Here is a 19,690-nt window from a genome sequence, read left to right on the forward strand (position 1 = left end):
GTCCGCCGAGCGTGAGGGTCGCAGCTTGACCGCCGAGCGATCGGCGGCGGACGAGTGCGTAGGGGGTGGGCCGACGTGGCGGCCTTGCGAGTCCAGGTACTCGGTCCGATCCGCGCGTGGCGTGACGAAGAGCCGGTCGAGCTGGGCCGGGAGGGCCAGCGAGCGGTCCTCGGTCTGCTCGCCCTGAGCTGCGGCGAGCCGCTGTCGCGGGCCCAGCTGATCGATTCGCTGTGGGGCGACACGCCGCCGCCGAGCGCGGCGAACGTGATCCAGACATCCATCAAGCACCTGCGCCACCTCCTGGAGCCCGGCCGGCCACCTCGTACCCTGAGCGAGTTCCTGCCCAGCATGGGCGACGGGTACGCGCTGCGCCTGCCGGCCGACGACGTGGACCTGCTGCGCTTCCGCCGCCTGGCCGGCACCGCTGCCGGGGCCGGACGCGCCGGTGACCAGCACATGGCCGCTCAGCTGTTCGGCGAGGCGCTGAGCCTGTGGCACGGCGGTCCGCTGGCCGGCATCGCCGTCCTCGCCAGCCACCCGAAAGTGCTCGCGTTGGCCGAGGAGCGGCGCGCCGCCGTGGCCCGATACGGCGAAACGATGATCGCCATCAGCGCCGCCGCCGAGGCCCTGCCCTCGCTGGAGGCGGCCGTGGCGGAGCAGCCGCTGGACGAGGCCGCCCTGGCCCGCCTGATCCGCGGGTACCAGGCGGCTGGGAGGCGCGCGCAAGCCTTCGCCACCTACTACGAGGCACGCCGCCTGCTCGCCGACGAACTCGGCGTCGGCCCCGGACCTGAGCTGATGGCCGCCCACGCGGCACTGCTCGACGAAGGACCGCGCGGCGACACCGCGGGCAGTTGTTCCGTGCCGGTCACTGGTCCGCGCGCCCCGTCGGCACCGGCCGAGCGGCGGCTTCCCGAGCACCCGGTGCCCTCGCAGCTCCCCGCCGACATCGCGTCCTTCACCAGCCGGGACGGTCACCTACGACAGCTTGACGGCCTGCTGGCCGAGACAGCCGGCGGCCGGCGCACCGCCATGGTCATATCGACCGTGTCGGGCACCGCCGGCGTGGGCAAGACCGCGTTGGCGGTGCACTTCGCGCACCGGGTTCGGCACCGGTTTCCCGACGGGCAGTTGTTTGTCAACCTGCGTGGCTTCGACCCGAGCGGTTCGATCGGCGCGGCGGAGGCCGTCCGTGGCTTCCTCGACGCGTTCGGCGTGCCGGCCGAACGCATCCCGGGCAGCCTTCCCGCGCAGGCCGCCCTGTACCGGAGCCTGCTCGCGGACCGGCGGGTGCTGGTCCTGCTCGACAACGCCCGCGACGCCGACCACGTCCGCCCGCTGCTGCCCGGTTCGCCGGGCTGCCTCGTGCTCGTCACCAGTCGCAACCAGCTCACCAGCCTGGTGGCGACCGACGGGGCGCACCCGGTCACGCTCGACCTGCTGGCGTCCGCGGAGGCGCGGGCCCTGCTCGCCCGCCGGCTCGGCCCGGGTCGCGTGGCCGCCGAGCCCGACGCTGTGGACGAGATCATCAACTTCTGCGCGCGGCTGCCGCTCGCCCTCGCCATCGCGGCCGCGCGTGCGGCCACCTGCCCCGGCATCCCCCTCGCCGCGCTCGCCGACCAACTGCGTGCGGTCGGCGGCCTGGACGCGCTGATCGGCGACGATCCGACAAGTGATGTACGGACGGTCCTCTCCTGGTCGTACCGCGCCCTCACCCCGTCCGCGGCCCGACTGTTCCGGTTGCTCGGCCTGCACCCGGGTCCGGACATCACCGCACCGGCGGCGGCGAGCCTCGCCGGCGTCCCGGTGGCCCGGTTGCGACTCCCGTTGACCGAGCTGGCCCGGGCGCACCTGATCACCGAGCGCCGCCCGGGCCGGTACGCCTGCCACGACCTGTTGCTCAGCTATGCGACCGAACTCGTGCACTCCGAGGAGTCTGAGGAGTGCAGGAACGCGGCACTGCACCGGCTGCTCGACCACTGGGTGCACACCGCCTACGCCGCGGACCGCCTGCTGGACCCGCATCGGGAGCCGATAGCGCTGGCGCCGCCCCGACCGGGCGTCGCGGTGGAGGACCTCGCCGACCACGACCAGGCGCGTGCCTGGTCGGTCAGCGAGCACCCACAACTGCTCGGCGCCGTCGAGACCGCCCTGGCCGCCGGCTTCGATACGCACACCTGGCAGCTCGCCTGGGCCATGACGACATTTCTCGAACGCAGTGGCCACTGGCACCATCTGGCCGCCGTCCACAGTGCGGCTCTGCGCGCCGGTGAGCGCCTGGGAGACGCACGGGTCCGGGCCCGCGCACACCGGCGGATCGCCCATTTCCGCATCTGGTTCGACCGCGACGACGCCGAGGATCACCTGCGGCGGGCGCTGGCGCTGTACCGCGATCTCGGCGACGGGTACGGCCAGGCCCGGGTCCATCTCAACCTCGCGGTGGTGTACGAGCGGCGCGGGCAGCACCGTGCGGCGCTCGACCACGCTGAGCAGGCCCGCGGCCTGTGTGAAGACGCCGGTGAACGGGCCGGGCAGGCGGACGCCTGTAACGCTGTCGGCTGGTACAACGCTCATCTCGGCAGCCATCAGGACGCCCTAGCCCACTGTGAGGAGGCGCTGCGGCTGTACCGGGAAGTCGGGGACGAGAAGGGCGAGTCACACGCGTGGGACAGCCTCGGGTACATCAACAATCTGCTCGGCCGCCCCGAGGAGGCCATCGCGCGCTACCGGCGCGCGCTCGCCCTGCGACGCAAGCTCGGGCACCGCTACTTCGAGGCCCGCGCGCTCGAACGTCTCGGCGACATCCACGCAGACGTCGGCGAGGTGGTCTCCGCCCGTGACGCTTGGCAGGAAGCCCTGGTCACCCTCGAAGAACTCGAGCATCCGGACGCCAGTCAAGTCAGAGCCAAGCTGTATCTGGCCGATACCATGCGCGCTCTGTAGGTCAAGCACACAAGTCGACTTGGGAGGTTTCGTGTCTGAAGACGAGTACGGCCACGACGATGTCGAAGGGCTGGCGCGTAAGCTCCGTGACCTGGAGTCCCAGCTCACGGCAGCGGAGCGACGGCTCCTCAAGCGCATTGTCGCGGCCGCGATGCTGTCGGGGGTCGTCGTCGGAGCAGCCACCCCGGCCGGCGGCGTCGCCCACGGCGCAGATCTGGCCGGAGCGGACGCGTCCGCGACTCAGGCGACGGCAGAACTGGACGGGATCCGGGCGCAGTTCGCCGCCGCGTTCACCCCCGGCAAGGAGTGGACCACCACCATGTCGGACATCGGCCTGGTCGTCTAGGCCGCGGTGCGCGCCTCCCTTCCCATGGCCGGGCCGCTCTACGTCTCGCGGCCGGACAGCGCCACCCGTGGTCGGCAACCCGCCTGGCCGGTCATCCTCGTCTCCATGCCGTTCATGGGCGTCTACCGTCCGTCCATCCAACTCGGACTGCTCAAGGCGCTGGCCGAGGAGTACGGCTTTCCGGTCCGGACGCTGCACGCGAACCTCGACTTCGCCGCGCGGCTTGGCGTCGACTACTACGGCGCGCTCTCCGAACACCGCGGCCGGCTGGTCGGCGAGTGGCTGTTCTCCGCGGCGGCCTTCGGCGACGACGCCCCGGACCGGGAGGGCAAACTACTCGACGAGTTCGCCGCCGAGCTTTCGTACCTTGGCGATTCGCCCGGCCGGGTGCGGGATCGATTGCTGCGCACCCGCGAGCAGGACGTGCCGGCCTACCTGGAGGCACTTGTCGACACGGTCCCGTGGGATGAGGCACGGGTCGTCGGGTTCAGCTCCACGTTCCAGCAGAACGTCGCGTCGTTCGCCCTGGCCCGGCGGTTGAAGGAGCGCTGGCCGCAGTTGATCACCGTGTTCGGCGGGGCCAACTTCGACGGCGAGATGGGGCTGGAGTGGGTGCGCTCGATCGACTGCGTCGACTACGCGGTGATCGGCGAGGGTGACGTCGCCTTTCCCGGGCTGCTGTCCGCCCTCGCCGCCGGCACCGATCCCTCCGCGGTGCCTGGGGTCGCACGCCGGACCGGCGGGACCGTGGTGTCCACCGCCGCCGCGCCACCACTACCCACGCTCGACGATCTGCCCGCGCCCGACTACGCCGAGTACTTCACCCGGGCGGAGCGGCTCGCGCTGCTGCCGAAGGCCGGAAAGCGGCAGCTCTGGATCCCGTTCGAGTCAGCCCGGGGCTGCTGGTGGGGGGCCAAACACCACTGCACGTTCTGTGGCCTCAACGGGACGACGATGGAGTTCCGTGCCAAGTCCCCGGCCCGGGTGCTCGACGAACTCGGCCAGCAGGTGCGGCGGTACGGCAGCTTCCGCTTCGAGGCTGTCGACAACATCGTCAGCCCGGCCTATCTCAAGCGGCTCTTTCCGGCACTCATCGAGATGGAGGCCGGTTACGAGTTCTTCTACGAGGTGAAGGCAAACCTCACCCGGGAGCAGCTGAAGCTGATGGCGCTGGCCGGGCTCCGCCGCATCCAGCCGGGCCTGGAGTCGTTGAGTTCGGAGGTGCTGCGCCTGATGCGGAAGGGCGTCACCGCCGCCCAGAACGTCAACCTGCTCCGCTGGTGCCGGTACTACGACATAGATGTCGGGTGGAACATCATCTGGGGTTTTCCCGGTGAGACCGCAGAGCAGTACGCCGAGCAGGCCGCCATCGTGCCGCACCTGCGGCATCTCCAGCCACCTCGGGGCGCCGGCCGGCTCTGGCTGGAGCGATTCAGCCCGCTCTACGCCGACGAGGCGACCTTTCCGCTGCGCTCCCGTGCCCCGGAGCAGAGTTACCGCTACGTCTATCCCGACGATGTGAACCTGGGCCGCGCCGCCTACTTCTTCGAGTACGACCCCGTGGACCCGTTGCCGGATGCCGCGTACGAGGATCTCGGTCGGGAGGTCCGCGCGTGGCAGGCGGCCTGGAGTGACGACCACCGGCCATCCCTGACCTACCGGTCGACGCCGGGCTTCCTGCAGATCTACGACGTCCGGGAGCCGGGGCGGGAGGGCACGTACACCTTCCACGGCACGGTGGCCGACATCTACCTGGCCTGCGGCGACCGTCCCACGACCGCGTCGGCGGTGCGCGAGAAGGTCCACGGCAAACCGCCCCTGGAACTCATCCACGAGGTGTTCGACGAGTTTCGGCGGCGCGGGCTGATGCTTGTGGACGGTTCGCTCGCGTTGGCACTGGCGCTACCGGCGATCGCTGGACGGTGAGGTCGGGGCCGGCCGCATCAGCCCCGCCCGGTACGCGAAGGAGACCAACTGGGCGCGATCCCTGAGATCGAGCTTGCCGCGCAACCGGTAGATGTGGGTGCGGACCGTGGTCACTCCGATGTAGAGCTTGCCGGCGATGTCGTCCGGCTGCATCCCCTCGGCGAGGAGCAGCAACACTTCCCGCTCACGCGGCGTCAGCGTCTCCACGACCGCGCTCAGCGTCGCCTCGGGGTGGGTGTCCCGCCGCCGGAACCAGTTCACCAGGCGCCGCGCCACCACGGGAGCCAGCATCGCCTCCCCCGCCGCCACCGCGCGGATGGCGTATGCCAACTCCTCCCGGTCGGCGTCCTTGACCAGTACGCCGCTCGCTCCGGCGTGCAGCACCTCGCCGACGACGTCGTCGACATCACTCACCGAGTAGACGATCACCCTGGGCGCCGGCCCGTGGTCCGGGCTGGTCAGCTGACGGATCATGTCGGCGCCGTTGAGGCCGAGCAGCTCGAGGCCGGTGACCACCACGTCCGGCCGCGTACGACGGGCCAGCGCGATCGCGTGGGGGCCGCTGCCGGTGGTGTCGACCACCTCCACGTCGGGCTCGTGCTCGAGCCACGCGCGTAGGCCGCTACGAATGACGGGAAGCTTGTCACAGATCAGGACGCGTACCATCTCCCACCACACTTCCCGCTGCGCCGCGGTACAGGTTTCCTCTTGTGGTCAACCACATCGTGGTCGCCCGCGATGGACATCTGTTGAACAACGACTGGACGGCGTTGAATTCGAGCCGGCGACGCTGGTGCGTCGAGGAGACCACGCCGACCGGGGTAATCGGAGCGTTGAGGCGGGGTAATCCAGCCAGGGACTCTACGGAACGCGCGGTTCAAACACAGGTGGAAGACGTTGACGGCCGCCGAATTGTATCGTTCGGCAAGCACGACGATCGACCTGGGGTATCGCGATCGCCGCACCCGCTCCGTCAGACCTTCCACCCCCACTCGCTGGGCCGCACCGCAGGTCGAGGAGGGTACGCGCGGTCCGCGTGCTTCAGGTCGAGTGGTTACTGGGGTCCCGGCAAAGCCGCTAAGGAGATCTCGTGGACGACAAACTCGTGCTGCGCGCCTTCCGGGAAGAGGATCTCGAATTTCTGGACCGCTTGTGCACCGATCCGGACGCGCTGGGGCAGTTCGGGTGGACCGGTTTCATCGATCCACTCGCGCGGCGCCGGCGCTGGGAGAAGGACGGTTACGTCGGCCCGGAGACGACGGCGCTCGCCGTGGTCGCCGGTGACGGAGTCCTGGTCGGCGTGGTCAGCTACCGCGCGGCGCTACGTAGCCGAACCGCCGGAGCCTGTTTCGAAATCGGCGTCGCGCTCCTGCCGGGCCACCGCGGCCGCGGACTGGGCACCGCGGCGCAGCGGCTCCTGGTGGATTACCTGTTCGACTACACCACCGTGAACAGGCTGGAAGCGCTGACCGACAAACAGAACTACGCCGAGCAGAAAGCCCTGGAACGCGTGGGATTCCAGCGGGAGGGAGTGCTGCGCGGTTCGTACTTTCATCGTGGTGCCTGGCGCGATCAGGTGATTTACGCGGTGGTTCGCCGTGACGCGCGCCCGACGATCCAGGAATGATTCGGATACGACGCTTGTGGGGGTTGCGATGCTGCGCGTCGACGTACTGGTCAGCTGTCCCGTCTACCTCGTCGGGCTCTACCAGGTCATACACAACACCGGCATAACCATCATCTCCGTCCGCACCACACCCACCGAAGAACCCTCATGGCTCGCCGACATCGCCATCCTCGACGCCGACGCCCTACCCCCCACCGACACCCTCCACACCATCACCCACACCGCCCGCACCACCCCCGTCCTCATCCTCCTCAGCGACTGGTCCCTACCCACCCACCAATACCTACAAGCCGGCGCCACCCACGCCATCAACAAACGCGAAACAGCCGACAACCTCATCAACACCATCCGCACCCTCACCACCGGCAACCCCACCACCCCCCACACCCACACCACACCCACCCCCCACCAACCACACCACCCCAACCCCAACCTCTCCGAACGCGAAGAACAAGTCCTCCACCACATCTCCCACGGCCTCACCCACGGACAAATCGCCACCCGACTCGGCATCAGCCCCCACACCGTCGACACCTACGTCAAACGCATCCGCGCCAAACTCGGCGCCGGCAACAAAGCCGAACTCACCCGCGCCGCACTCCTCAGCCGACCCACCACACCCATCACCGACAAGGTCGGCTGAACAGTCGCGCGGGCCACGGTCAGAAAGGGCAGGACGAGACGGTCAGGAGGGGCGGGACGAGACGGTGTCGTCCGGCGAACCAGCGGCGGCGGAGTGCCCCATGCCGGCGTCCCGCATCAGCCGGGCGATCGGCCAGCCGGCGCCGGTGGGATCGGCCTCGTAGCGCCGGATCAACGACTCCTGTACGTCGGCGGGCTTCTCCTGGCTGAGCTTGAACAGCGCCTCCACCGACTCGATCGACAGCCGGAACGCGCCCACCCCGTGCACGATCCTGCGGAAATAGTCGATGGAGGAGGTCTGGTCCCAGCCCGCGCCGAAGCGATCCTCCAGGCGCTGGGCCGTCCACCGGACGACCTCCAGCGTCTCCTCCTCCCCCTCGATCAACCGGATGCGACCGCACACGTGCACCGCCGCGAAGTTCCAGGTCGGCGCGGAGGGGTCGCACGGGTAGACGGCGGGTGTGACGAACCCACCCGGCCCGTCGAACATCAGCCGGGCGCACGTACCATCCGCCAGCGACCTCCAGTGCGGATTGGCACGGTTGAGGTGGCCGACCATCTCGGTTCCGACGAGCGGACCCGACTCGGGCTCACCCGGAGCGACCAGAGCCGGCAGGCGGGTGGCCCACGGGGCGGCGCTGCCGTTGGTGGCGAGCGTCGCCAGGGGATGGCCGTCGATGAGCCGGCGGTGCCACCTGTGATCCTCGATCCGGTAGTGGCTGGGCACGAACATGGTTTACCGCCTCAACGTCGAGTGGCTACCAACACACCGCGTACGCCTGACGACCGCGCGGGCCGGCCGCGGCCCGCAGGAATCCCGTGCCCGGGTCGACGCCGGCGGCGCAGACCTTGCCGAGGGTGGATTCCGGCACCACATCGAGCCGGTGGCCTCTGCGGTCGAGACCGGCGAGAACCTCGGGGCCGAACGAGCGCTCCACGACCAGGACACCCGGCCGGGACAGGCGCGGCGCGAACGACTGCGCGAAGTGGTCGATGTTGAAGGCGGGAAGCTCGGTCGCCGCCTGCGGTTCGAGACCGAACTCCGCGATGGCGAGGAACGCCTGGAGCGTCCACTGGTCCTGCTGGTCACCGCCGGGTGTGCCGAAGGCCAGGAACGGCTCGCCGTCGCGCAGCACGATGCTGGGGCTCAACGTCGTACGCGGGCGCCGGCCGGGCGCCAGCGAGTTCGGGTGTCCCACGGTCAGCCACGCCGTCTGGCCGCGGGTGCCGAGCGCGAAGCCGAGGTCGGGGATCACCGGAGAACTCTTGAGCCAACCGCCGCTCGGCACGGCGACCGCCAGGTTCCCCCACCGGTCCGCGACCGCGACGGTGCAGGTGTTTCCGGCGCCGGCGCGGGGCCCGGCCGGGGTCACGGTGGGCAGGCCGCTGCGCAGCTGGGTCATCCAGTCCGGCTCGTCGGCGCCCGGATGCTCGGGCTTGGCCTGCGGGATCCAGGGCTCGGCGCCATCCACCCGCCCGGGTTCGGGGTCGAGGGACGCGTCGTCGCCGATCAGCGCGCGCCGCCGCGCGGTGTACTCCGGCGCCAGGAGCTCGGCGATCGGCACCGGCGTGTGTGCCGGATCGCCGTACCGGGCCTCGCGGTCGGCGAACGCGAGCTTGGCCGCCTCGGCAAGGGTGTGGACGTACTCGACGGTGCCCAGCCCCAACCCGCGCAGGTCGCAGCCGGAGAGTATCGCCAGTTGCTGGAGGAATACCGGCCCCTGCGACCATGGCCCCGCCTTGTGGACGGTGAAGTCGCGGTACGGCAGCGTGTACGGTTCCTCGACGGCCGGCTGCCAGGCCGCCAGGTCCTCGCCGGTCAGCATGCCGCGGTGCCGGCCGCCGGTCGAGTCGAGCACCTCGGTTCGCGCGAAGCGGTCGATCGCGTCAGCGATGAAGCCCTCGTAGAAGGCGGAGCGGGCCGCCTCGATCTGAGCGTCGCGGTCGCTCGATGCGGCCCGCGCCTCGCGGGCCAGCCGCTCATAGGTGCCGGCCAGCGTCACGTTGCGCATCCGCGAGCCGGCTGCCGGGACAGCGCCGCCGGGCAGGTACGTGTGACCCGAGGCGGTCCACTCGGTCCGGAACAGCGGAGCCATCGCCGCGATCGTCGACGCGGCGGCGGGCAGCAGCGGGTAGCCGCGGGAGGCGTAGCCTATCGCCGGCTCGAGGATGGTGGCCAGCGGCATCGTGCCGAACTCGCCGAGCAGCCGCATCCAGGCCCCGAACGCGCCCGGCACCGTCGCGGGCAGCAGGCCCGACGCGGGCATCTGTTCGATGCCGAGCGCGGCGAACCTGTCGATACTCGCCGCCTGCGGCATCGGTCCCTGGCCGCAGATGACGCGTACCGCGCCGGTCGACCGCGGATAGATGGATATCACCACGTCGCCGCCGGGGCCGTTCGAGTGCGGCTCGACCACCTGCAGGGCGAAACCGGCCGCCGCGGCCGCGTCGAAGGCGTTGCCGCCCCGGTCGAGGATGCTCATGCCGACGGCGGCCGGGAGCCAGTGCGTCGAGGCCACGGCGCCGGATGTTCCGGTCAGTTGGGGTCGCATGACGCCCATCGGCTCACCCCTTCGTCGCGGGCCGTCGCGGCAGTCCGCCCGCCGCGGTCATCGCGGGGTCGCCCCGGTGAGCAGCAGGCCCAGGCAGTAGGTGCCGGGCTCGGCCTTGCGGGTGACGAAGTGGTGCACCGTCCCGGTCGGGATGAAGAAGGTCGCCGGCGAGGTCAGCATGTGCTGCTGGCCGTCGGCGACCACCTCGATCACGGCACCGCCTGGATTCGGCGACAGCAGCAGGTAGATCTCGGGACACTCGTGGGTGTGCGGATCGGCCACCGGCTTGCCGATCTTGTCGCTGATCTCGCCACCGGCAAGTTCGAAGCAGAGCCCGCCGTACATGTCGTCGGTCAGGTAGAACGGCGTGGGCTGGTGATGCCCGGGGATCTCGCGGAACAGCGGCAGGTCCATCCGCGCGGCCGGTTCACCGGTCGCGACGGCGGTGCTCGGGGCAGCGGTGTCCATGTGGCGTCCTCCAGTAACGGCCGCTGTGCGGCGCAGATGACGGATCAGTCTTGGGTCAGCCGGAAGATGAAGCTGAAGGCGGGAAGGTCGATGAGCCGCTCGTCGGCCAGGCGCCAGCCGCTGTCCTCGATGACCGAGTACCACTCGTCGAGCGTGGGCAGGTACTGGTCCATGACCGCGTGCACGGTCTCGAAGCCGAGCGTGAACATGGGCAGGTCCGGGCCCTCGACGCCGACGGATCGGCAGGTGTCGCCGAGGACGAGGCTGCGCAGGTTGGGGAAGGTCTCGCGCAGTTGCTGCAGTGTCTTCACGCAGTTGTCCCGCGGCCAGAAGTCGTGCCCCATGAGGAAGCAGGTGACCAGATCGACGTCGGCGTACTCCGGCCGCGGCGACATGCTGAGCACGTCGTCGCGGGTCAGCGTGATCCGCGCCTCCAGGTTCGCCGCCTGGACGGCCTCTCGCGCGACCGCCAACGCGCCCTGGGCGATGTCGACACCGATGGCCCGCAGATCGGGCCGCTGCCCGGCCAGCATGATGATCCGGTCACCGCTGCCGCAGCCGAGATCGGCGACGGTGGTGAAGTCGAGACCGTCCAGGAGGTCGCGCAGCGGCGGATCGAAGAAGTTGCGGGCGATGCTCCGGCAGGCCACGCTGATGGCCCGGGAGTCGCGGCGCATCTGGCGGTCGGCGTCGGCGGTGACCAGGTCGGTGAGGTCGGTGAAGAGTTCCCCGCAGCCCCGGGTCAGCCAGTAGAAGAATCCCCTGGTCCGGAACGCCTGCTCGAATCCCGGTCCGCGCTGGGCCAGGTTCGGTCCGGCGTCGACGACGATCCGGCGGCTGGACAACGCGGCGAGGATCCTGCGAACCGGCTCCGGGCGGGTGCCGGTGCGGGCGGTGAACTCGGGAACGTCGACGGTGTCCCGCTCGGCAAGCTCGTCCAACAGGCCGATGTCCCAGGCGGCGCTGAGAGCTGCCGCCGCCACGGCACCGTTGAACGTGTCCGCGCAGTATCGGGCTTCCTCGATCGCGTGGGACGGCGCGGCGGTCATGTGATCCTCAACTCTCGCATCGGGGAGCTAGCCTGGACGGTTGTCGTCGGGTGGGCCTGGATGACGGGCGCGCCCACGAAGCTCAGGATTCCCAGGAGGCAGTCCGTCAGTGCCGCCTTGCGTCGCATCACCTCTGGCGTCCGCAGGCGGGGCGGTTCCTCGTGCGCGCTCGGCGCGAAGGAGGGGTACAGGTCGTTCGCGGTGACGTCGAGAAAGATGGCGTGCAGCCGGCGCGCCAGCTGGCCCGCCACATCGTGGTGGGAGACGGCCGCCCGGCTGGTCAGGAAGATGCCGTCGTACAGCCACATCAGGGTGTCCCGGGGGATCTGCCGGCGGAACTTCGGCTTGGGACTCTGCAGCAGCGACACCTCACCCTCGGACAGGACCTTCTCCGCGATCCCCTCGTGGACCTCCTCGTTGAGTTCGCACTCGCGGCGCAGGGCCTCGGCCGCAGCACCGGATCCGAGCGTCACCTTGCCGCGGATCAGCGGCCGCACCGGTGCATAGTCGCGGGCCCACGCGCCGGTGAGGTTGACGTGCTGGCGGGCCATCGGCATCCGGATGACCGGCCCGTAGATGACTCGGGGAGCGGAGCTTCCATACATCAGCATCAGCGAATATCCGCACACCAGTGCCCGCGCCCTCGCGGCGAGCTGGTCGTCGTCGGCCTGCCCGGCCTCGCCCTGGTGCAGGATCGCCCCGAGCATCTGCCACATCAGGAAGGTGGTCTGGTGGGCGGTGATCCACCGGAACCAGAACAGACGGTCGATGTCCTCGGCGCTGTCCGGGCGCAGGTCGCGGACCGACGCGGGCGAGACCTGCGCCAGCCGCAGGCACAGTTGCTCGATCCACGACGGGTCGGCGGCCACGGTCCGCGGCAGCCACTGGGCGGGCAGGGCGAGCGGCTCGAGCCCGTACGGATGGCCGCCGAACTCCCATTCCGGGCCGGACGGGACGGTCGCGACGATGGCCGGTGTCTCAAGGGGATGCATCGGCGGCGTCCGTTCCCTCGACGGTCTCGGGCAGGTAGGTGAACTCGATCTCCAAGCCGTTGACGTCGTACGCGTAGAAGCTCTGCATGCCCTGCCCGTCGATGTCGATCTCGGTGGCCGGCTCGGCGCGGGCGAAGGTGTAGCGGCCGGACTCGAACAGCTCCAGGTACCGGCGGCGCCACAGCCGCAACTGATGCGGCGTGTCGACCTGGATGCACAGGTGCTGGAACTGGTTCACCTCACCGGCCGGCGGCCCGTGCGTACCGTGGTCGCGGGTGAACAGGTGCAGCCGGATGTCGCTCACCACCACCTCGACCAGCCGGGCCAGCCCGGGCAGCCGCCGCAGGCTCAGGTCGGAAAAGCCGGCGTCCATCTCCCAGGAGACCGTGCAGCCCAGAAAGTCCTGGTACCAGCTGACGGCGTTGTCCAGGTCCATGGTCTGGATGCCCACGTGGTTGATTGCCCCGATCAGCGGCGCCGGGCGAGCCGAAGGCTTGTCCGGCACGGCCACGTCGGGTGTGGTTGGGGACAAGGGTTCTCTCCTGTCTTTGCGTCCGTAGGACAGGAACGGTCGGTCCTCCCGCAGAGCTTCGTTCCTCAGCGGGCGACCAGCGGCTCGCGTGGCTTATTCGTAGGGGGATCGTTCGATGGTGAAGTAACGGTGCAGCTCCTTGATGTGCGGGAGGACGGCCGGGTCCGTGGCCGCCCGCGCGATACCAAGCATCGTGTTCCAGACGAAATCGTCGCCGCCGTCGTACCGGTAGTATTTTTTGATGACGATACTGAATATGTCGTCGACCGTTTCCATCGTGGCGACGTCGGCGAGCCGCAGCAGGGCGACGCGGTCGGCATCGGTGAGCGGGGGCCGTTTCACCGTCCGGTCCTGTGGGATACCGGCCTCGACGCCGCGGCCCGGTATCGTGATCAGGGGTTTCTCCGGCGGCGCGTTCACGAAGTCGAGCATCAGGTGGATCCGCTCCTCGGCGGAGAGCACCGCCACCGAGTGGATCACCGAGGCGTCGAGGAACCAGATCTCACCCTTGCGCATCCGGTAGACGGTGTTTCCTTCGCTGAAGAAGCAGTCTTCGTTGGTGACGAGAGGGATGTGCATCCGGTGGGCGTTGCGGGTGTCGTCCGGCAGGTCGCCCAGCTCAAGCAGGTCCCGGTGCGGGATGATCACGCTGTTCTGTACCTTCGCCAGCCGCACGAAGTTCAGCCGATCCAGATCGACGACCGTGCTGATCAGCTCGCGCAGGTACGGAAGCTGGTTGCCGTACTGCGTGAACGCGCCGGGCTGACGGTGATCGTACTTGGTGACCACCCCGTCACCGGCGTCGCCGCCCAGTGTCCAGATCATGCAGCTCTTGTATGCCCCGCCGGAAACGTAGTCGCTGTGCGCTTCGGACCACGGAAACGAATTGGCCAGATCCAGGTCCTTGGCCAGGCGAGCGTCATCGATCGGAGTGTCCGCCACATAATGAGTTCGCATCGGATCACGCAGTCCCTCTCAGTCACCTCAGCATTCTTCCTGAGACGGTATGCGACCCTCATTTCGTCGCGCAGTCACTGGTTTCGGTGACGATCCAGATCCTCGGCCACCTTCTCCAATATATCCACCTTTCCCAAATACGGCTCGGACGGCCGCGGCCAATGCACGACGAAATCCGTGATTCCGGCCTCGGCGAACCGGCCCGCCGCGTCGAAGAAGGCCGCCGACGACGCGAGGACACCGCCCACGGACGGGCCGCAGACCAGCAGCCGGGCCACCGTCGCCGGGTCGCGGCCGACTTCCACACAGGCTTTCTCCAGCGCTTCGACCTGCTGGCGGACGACGGGCAGCGCCTGTTCGTACGGCGCGCTATCCAGCGAGTTGGGCACGCCCGTGGTCACCCAGTACGAGCCGTGGTCGGCCGCCAGGCGCATGCCGCGGGTACCCGCGGCGGCGATGGCGAACGGGACGCGGGGCTGCTGCTGGCACGGCGGATACGAGTGCACCTCGCTGGCGACGTAGTAGCGGCCGTCGAACGTGGTGACCGGCTGGCGCAGGAGCAGGTCGGTGAGGCGCACGTACTCTATGAACCGCTCGGTCCGCTCACGCCGGCTCCACACGGTCCGGCGGGTCATGGTGGCGTCGAAGCCCCCGGCACCGGCGCCGAGGCCGAGGATGAGCCGGCCGCCGCTGATGTCGTCGAGTGCGGCGACCTCCTTGGCCAGGTACACCGGGTGCCGCAGGTTGGGCGAGGCGACCAGAACGCCCAGCCCGATGCGTTCGGTCTCCACCGCCGCGGCCGTCAGTGTCGGGACGAAGGTGAACCAGTCCTTGGCGCGGAACGACCGCCAGTTCAGGTGGTCGTAGGTCCAGGCGTGGTCGAACCCCATCTGTTCGGCCCGGCGCCACTTCTCCCGCGCTGTCCGCCACCGGTCCTCCGGGACGATCTGGATGCCGAATCTCACGTGTCTCCCTCGTCCGTCCACCCCGGATCGACGTTGAAGTTGTACCGGAAGAGGTTGTGCGGGTCGACGCGCCGCTTGAGCGCGACGAGGCGCCGCCATCGCCGGCCGTACGCCGCACGCACACCGTCGGCACCCTCGTCGTTGAGGAAGTTGACGTACTGCCCGACGCCGTGGGGTGCCATGGCTTCGCTGAAGTCCCGGACCCAGCCGATGTGGCGGTCCCGATCGGTGCGGTCGGGCTCCCACGCGCCGAAGATGTTGATGTCGTGGCTGGCGCCACGCGAGCCGAAGGCGGTGTCCTCGGCCGGTACCCGGCCGACCGCCCCGCCCATGTGGTAGATCGGCGAGGAGGAGAGCGGCGAGGTGATCCGGGACGCGTGCGTGACGACGGTCGCGATGACCTCGTCGGTGAGCGGCCCGGTGTCCACCGACCGCCAGTAGTAGCGCTTGCCGGGCGGCGACGTGGCGTTGAACATCCGCTGCAGGTCCACGTACGGCATCGGCGCCACCGTGTCGAGCACCGGCCGCCCGAACTCCCGCAGCGGGCGCAGGAAGGACTCTCCCTGGGCGATGCCGCCCGACCAGCACACGACGACGGCCACGATCGGCAGCCCGTGCAGATGCGCGGAGACGGCCGCGATCGGTGGGCAGAGCCGGAGGTTGACGATCGTGCCGAGGAGGTCCGGGGCATCGACGATCAGGTCGCGGTAGTTGGCCAGCACGGACGGCGCGTCGTCCAGCGGGTAGGCGAGCATCCCGGCCAGGACGGTCGGGCCCACCTCGTGCAGGCGCAGACCGAAGCGTACGACGGCTCCGAAGTTGCCGCCGCCACCGCGCAGGCCCCACAACAGCTCGGGGTCGGTGCTCGCGTTCACCGTGACGAGGCGGCCGTCGGCGGTCACCAGCTCCGCCTCGACCAGGTTGTCCACGGTGAGGCCGCAACGGCGCATCAGGTGACCGATCCCGCCGCCGAGGGTGAGCCCGCCGACGCCGGTCTCGCTGTGGATGCCGCCGGTCGTGGCCAGGCCGTGGGCCTGGGTGACCGGGTCGACGTCCTGCCACAACGCCCCGCCCTGGACGTACACCATTCGACGGCCCGGGTCCACCGTGACCGCGCGCATGCGGGACAGGTCGACGACCAGGCCGTCGTCGCAGAGCCCTTGGCCGGCGACGCTGTGGCCGCCGCCGCGCACCGCGATGGGCAGTCCCCGGTCGGCGGCGAACGTGACGGCCGCCGACACGTCCGCCGCGTCCGCGCAGCGCGCGATCATCGGGGGACGCCGGTCGATGTCCGCGTTCCAGACCGCGCGGACCTGGTCGTAATGCGGGTCCGCCGGGGTGATCAGGTCGCCGCGCAGCGCGTCAGCGAGCTTCTCCGTTTCGCCGATCGTCCGCGTGTCCAAAGCGGTCCTCCGGTTGTTGTCCTACGGTAACGGGAATCCTGGTCTGCGGTGCAGGGCCGGCTCCTTCGCGGCGGATCGTCGCGGCCACGTCGCGCAGCGTCCCGTCCAGCAGCTTGGTCAGGTCGGGCGCGACCCGCAGGGTCGCCTGGCACTCGTCGCGCAGCCGCAGCGTGAGCAGCGAATGGCCGCCGAGCTGCGCAAACGTGTCCAGCATGCTGATCGACGACCGGCCCAGGACCCGCCGGTAGATCTCGACCAGGGCCGCTTCCAGCTCGTCGGCGGGGGGCACGCCCGTACGCTCGCGCTCGGTCACGTCCTGCCAGAGCTTGATCAGCTGGTCCTGGTCCAGCTTGCCGTTCACGGTCGACGGGATGCGATCCACGGGCACCACCCGCTCGGGCCGCATCTGGCGGGGCAGCCCGGCGGCGAGGTCGAGGATCGCCGCGGTGTCCAGGTCTGCGGTGCAGATCCCGCTGGCCGGAGTGACGAAGGCCAGCAGGCGCAGCGGCTGCCCGTGTGCGATCACCACGCAGTCGCCGACGGAGGGGTGGGCGGCCAGCACCGACTCGACCTCACCGGGCTCGATCCGCAGTCCACGGATCTTGACTTGCCGGTCGATCCGGCCCAGGTGATCCAGCGTGCCGTCCTCGCGAAGCCGGCAGAGGTCACCGGTGCGGTACATCCGAGATCCCGGCGGCCCGTAGGGATCGGCGACGAACCGCTCCGCGGTCCTGCCCGGCTGCCGCCAGTAGCCGTCCGCCAAGCCGACGGCGCCGCTGATGTACGCCTCCCCGGGCGTGCCGACCGGGACGAGATCGAGGTTGGAGTCCAGCACGGTCACCCGGAAATTGTCGGCGGGACGGCCGACCGGGACGAACGAGCCGTCCCAGTCCGGCGCGATGACGTTGTCGGTGACCGGGCCGGCCTCGGTCGGCCCGAAGGCGTTGACGAGGTGGCTGCCGGGCAGCGCGGCGTAGAAGGTCTTCGGGATCCGCGGGCTCATCGACTCGCCGCCGCACACCACCCACCGCAGCGCGTCGGCCCCGCCCCCGGACATCTCGTCCAGGAAGGCCGGCATCAGCGTCGTCACCACGAAGATCATCGACACGTCGTACCCGCGGACGAGCCGGGCGAGGTGCCGCGGATCGCGCTCGCCGCCGGGGCGGCAGATCACCACGCGGGCCCCGTGGTAGAGGGGCCAGAAGATCTCCCAGATGTGCACGTCGAAGCCGGCGTAGGTCTTGTACAGGGCCGTGTCGCCGAGGTGAAACGGGTACTCGCGCTGCATCCAGAAGACGTTGGCCAGGGTGCCGGGCGTGCGGGAGACCACGCCCTTGGGGCGGCCGGTGGTCCCCGACGTGTAGAGGATGTGGATCGGCTCGGCGGTGGCGCCGTCGTCGAGCGGGTCCGTCGCGGGACGGTCGGACCAGACCCGCTCGGCGTGGACGTTGTGAATCTGCCAGAGACCGTCCGGTAGGCGGCCGCGACAGGCCGGGTCGGTCAGCACGTGGCGAGGAGCCGAGTCCGCCAGCATCAGGGCGATGCGCTGGTCCGGCAGGTCGGCGTCGAGGGGAACATAGGTGGCGCCGGTCTTGACCGCTGCGTAGAACGCGACAACCTGGTGGATGCCGCGCTGCAGGAGGATGGCCAGCCGGGTGCCGGGACCGGCGCCCCGCTCGCGCAGGTGGTGGGCCAACCGGTTCGCGCGCTCGTTCAACTGCCGGTAGGTGACGGTGTTTCCGTCCTCGTCCTGCAGAGCGACCGCGTCCGGGGTCCGTTCCACCTGCTCCTGGAACGGTTCGGCCATGGTGCGGTACCGGAAGATCGGGTCGCGCTGCGGGTTGAGGCCGTGCAGGATCCGTTCGCGTTCCTCGGCGCCGACCAGGGGATGCTCGCGCATCTGAAGGTCGGGGTCGTTGGCCACGCCGGCCAACAGCTGCAGGAAGGCGTGCGCCCACGCCTGCGCGGACGGGAGGTCGGATGAGTCCGTCATGGCCTCGACATACAGGTGCCGGCCGGCGCGGGAGATCAGGATCGTCACCGCGACCGCAGGGTCGCCGGCGTCCGGCGCGGTGGTGCCGCCGGCCCCTCGGGCCTGCCGGAGCGCCTCGTTGAAGCTCAGGGACGGATCGGGGGCGCCCGCCGAGACGATCGCTTCGAGCGCCCCCCGGGTGATCCGGACGCGGCACCCGCTGCCCGGGCGCGGCAGCCGTCGGGCCAGCACACCGACGCAGACGGACAGGGTGACGAAGTCGTCCACCCCGGCCGCCGTGGCCAGGGAGTGCAGCCTGCCCATCATGCCGTCCGGCACGGTGACCGGCCCGATGCAGTCCGATGCGGACAGATATCCGGTCATCGCGCGCTGCCTTCGAGAAGCCCGCAGGCGTAGAACCCCGGTGCCAGCGACTGCGCCAGGTACACCTCGCCGGGCCGGATGCCGAACCGGTCGTGGTAGTCGACCAGGTTGATCATCCAGTCGGCGTTGCCACAGTGCCCGTAGGTGGCGAGCGTGTCGGCGAAGTGCAGCGTGTCCGGGTGCAGGCCGACCGACGTCGCGTTGAACAACATCAGCGGCTTGTGCAGGTTGGCCGCGAACACCTTGACTATCTGCGCCTGCTGCCGGCCACCGGCGCGGAGCACCGCCGACAGCGTCCGGTCGGCCACCTCCTTCCGCGAGATGAACGAGTCGCGGCCGCGCAACCCGTCCGGGTCCACCTTGACCGCGGACGAGACCAGCCGCAGCAGCCCCGGATCGTTCCGGGTCAGCAGGCAGCTGACCGCGGCGTCACCGAAGATGGCGTACGAGCGCACCCGATCGCGGTCGTCCGGCATGAAATCCACGGCGACCACCACCACGTGCGTCACCTCCGGATCGACGAACAGCCGTTCGCCGTGCCGCAGGGCGGTCAGCGAGCTGCAACACCGCTGGTAGGACACGACGTGTGGAACGCAGTGCTCCATTCCCATGTCGAGCAGCACGCGGCTGGCGAAGTCCGACGGCAACAGGGCGAGCGTGGGGTCGCTGGTGGCGAACACCAGATGGTCGATGTCCGCCGCGGTGGCGCCGGCATCGCGCAGCGTCTGGCGCACGGCGTCCGCGACGTAGCCCTCCACCGGGCCAGACATCCGCCGGTACGTCCTACATCCCATCTCGGTGAAGTCGGTGCCGAAGCACTCGGTCTCCCACAGGGCCTCGAAGTCGGGGATGTTCTCCGGCTTGCATTCCACATCGCCGAAGGCGCACGCGAACGAGCCGATGCCGATGTTTTCGTGATCCGGGATCATGGT

General features: G+C 70.0%; 17 protein-coding genes. 5 read left to right on the plus strand and 12 right to left on the minus strand.

All coding sequences use genetic code 11. The features are described 5' to 3' along the window. Positions 1-75 precede the first annotated feature (75 nt). Genes ACN27G_RS13745 through ACN27G_RS13755 form a run of 3 tightly spaced genes read left to right on the plus strand, consistent with a single transcriptional unit; the run spans position 76 to position 5,215 of the window. Positions 76-2,943: an AfsR/SARP family transcriptional regulator gene (locus tag ACN27G_RS13745; protein WP_421493199.1), complete on the plus strand. Its 2,868-nt coding sequence runs from the start codon at positions 76-78 to the stop codon at positions 2,941-2,943. 31 nt (positions 2,944-2,974) lie between these two features. Next, entirely contained in the window at positions 2,975-3,289 is a 315-nt protein-coding gene (locus tag ACN27G_RS13750) for a hypothetical protein (RefSeq protein ID WP_421493200.1), read from the plus strand. Between the two features lie 6 nt (positions 3,290-3,295). Next, on the plus strand, positions 3,296-5,215 hold the full coding sequence (locus ACN27G_RS13755) for a RiPP maturation radical SAM C-methyltransferase (RefSeq protein WP_421493201.1): 1,920 nt from the start codon (positions 3,296-3,298) through the stop codon (positions 5,213-5,215). Here ACN27G_RS13755 and ACN27G_RS13760 read toward each other — a convergent pair. Further along, complete coding sequence (locus tag ACN27G_RS13760) at positions 5,192-5,881, minus strand: response regulator (RefSeq protein ID WP_421493202.1); 690 nt, start codon at positions 5,879-5,881, stop codon at positions 5,192-5,194. The genes ACN27G_RS13755 and ACN27G_RS13760 overlap by 24 nt on opposite strands. A 424-nt stretch (positions 5,882-6,305) precedes the next feature. Between ACN27G_RS13760 and ACN27G_RS13765 the strand changes: the two genes are divergently transcribed. Then, positions 6,306-6,842, plus strand: a complete 537-nt coding sequence (locus ACN27G_RS13765) for a GNAT family N-acetyltransferase (RefSeq protein WP_421493203.1) — start codon at positions 6,306-6,308, stop codon at positions 6,840-6,842. A 28-nt stretch (positions 6,843-6,870) separates the two neighbouring features. Then, positions 6,871-7,485, plus strand: coding sequence for a response regulator transcription factor (locus tag ACN27G_RS13770; protein WP_421493204.1), 615 nt, complete (start codon positions 6,871-6,873; stop codon positions 7,483-7,485). A gap of 42 nt (positions 7,486-7,527) precedes the next feature. Here ACN27G_RS13770 and ACN27G_RS13775 read toward each other — a convergent pair whose 3' ends face one another. The 11 genes from ACN27G_RS13775 to ACN27G_RS13825 all read right to left on the minus strand — a co-directional run bounded on the left by ACN27G_RS13775 (position 7,528) and on the right by ACN27G_RS13825 (position 19,687). Further along, entirely contained in the window at positions 7,528-8,217 is a 690-nt protein-coding gene (locus ACN27G_RS13775; protein ID WP_421493205.1) for an FMN-binding negative transcriptional regulator, read from the minus strand. A gap of 25 nt (positions 8,218-8,242) precedes the next feature. Next, entirely contained in the window at positions 8,243-10,045 is a 1,803-nt protein-coding gene (locus ACN27G_RS13780; RefSeq protein WP_421493206.1) for a gamma-glutamyltransferase family protein, read from the minus strand. A 48-nt stretch (positions 10,046-10,093) separates the two neighbouring features. Beyond that, positions 10,094-10,504, minus strand: coding sequence for a cupin domain-containing protein (locus ACN27G_RS13785; protein WP_421493207.1), 411 nt, complete (start codon positions 10,502-10,504; stop codon positions 10,094-10,096). A gap of 44 nt (positions 10,505-10,548) precedes the next feature. Continuing rightward, a complete protein-coding gene (locus ACN27G_RS13790) occupies positions 10,549-11,553 on the minus strand; it encodes a class I SAM-dependent methyltransferase (protein WP_421493208.1) in 1,005 nt (334 codons plus the stop codon). Next, positions 11,550-12,545 (minus strand): hypothetical protein, encoded by a 996-nt coding sequence (locus ACN27G_RS13795; protein WP_421493209.1) that lies wholly within the window; start codon positions 12,543-12,545, stop codon positions 11,550-11,552. Before ACN27G_RS13795 ends, ACN27G_RS13790 begins: the two co-directional genes overlap by 4 nt. Beyond that, positions 12,532-13,077 carry a VOC family protein gene (locus ACN27G_RS13800; protein WP_421493210.1) on the minus strand — a complete coding sequence of 182 codons (546 nt, stop codon included), beginning with the start codon at positions 13,075-13,077 and terminating at the stop codon, positions 12,532-12,534. Before ACN27G_RS13800 ends, ACN27G_RS13795 begins: the two co-directional genes overlap by 14 nt. A gap of 93 nt (positions 13,078-13,170) precedes the next feature. After that, positions 13,171-14,019 (minus strand): aspartyl/asparaginyl beta-hydroxylase domain-containing protein, encoded by an 849-nt coding sequence (locus tag ACN27G_RS13805; protein ID WP_421493211.1) that lies wholly within the window; start codon positions 14,017-14,019, stop codon positions 13,171-13,173. Positions 14,020-14,108: 89 nt separating this feature from the next. Then, on the minus strand, positions 14,109-15,020 hold the full coding sequence (locus ACN27G_RS13810) for an LLM class flavin-dependent oxidoreductase (RefSeq protein ID WP_421493212.1): 912 nt from the start codon (positions 15,018-15,020) through the stop codon (positions 14,109-14,111). Further along, positions 14,996-16,402, minus strand: coding sequence for an FAD-binding oxidoreductase (locus ACN27G_RS13815; RefSeq protein WP_421493213.1), 1,407 nt, complete (start codon positions 16,400-16,402; stop codon positions 14,996-14,998). The genes ACN27G_RS13810 and ACN27G_RS13815 overlap by 25 nt, the downstream gene beginning before the upstream one ends. Next, complete coding sequence (locus ACN27G_RS13820; protein WP_421493214.1) at positions 16,362-18,758, minus strand: non-ribosomal peptide synthetase; 2,397 nt, start codon at positions 18,756-18,758, stop codon at positions 16,362-16,364. The genes ACN27G_RS13815 and ACN27G_RS13820 overlap by 41 nt, the downstream gene beginning before the upstream one ends. Next, entirely contained in the window at positions 18,755-19,687 is a 933-nt protein-coding gene (locus ACN27G_RS13825) for a hypothetical protein (RefSeq protein ID WP_421493215.1), read from the minus strand. Before ACN27G_RS13825 ends, ACN27G_RS13820 begins: the two co-directional genes overlap by 4 nt. Positions 19,688-19,690 lie beyond the last annotated feature (3 nt).

It is taken from the genome of Plantactinospora sp. WMMB334, assembly GCF_049179095.1.
Taxonomy (GTDB): domain Bacteria; phylum Actinomycetota; class Actinomycetes; order Mycobacteriales; family Micromonosporaceae; genus Plantactinospora.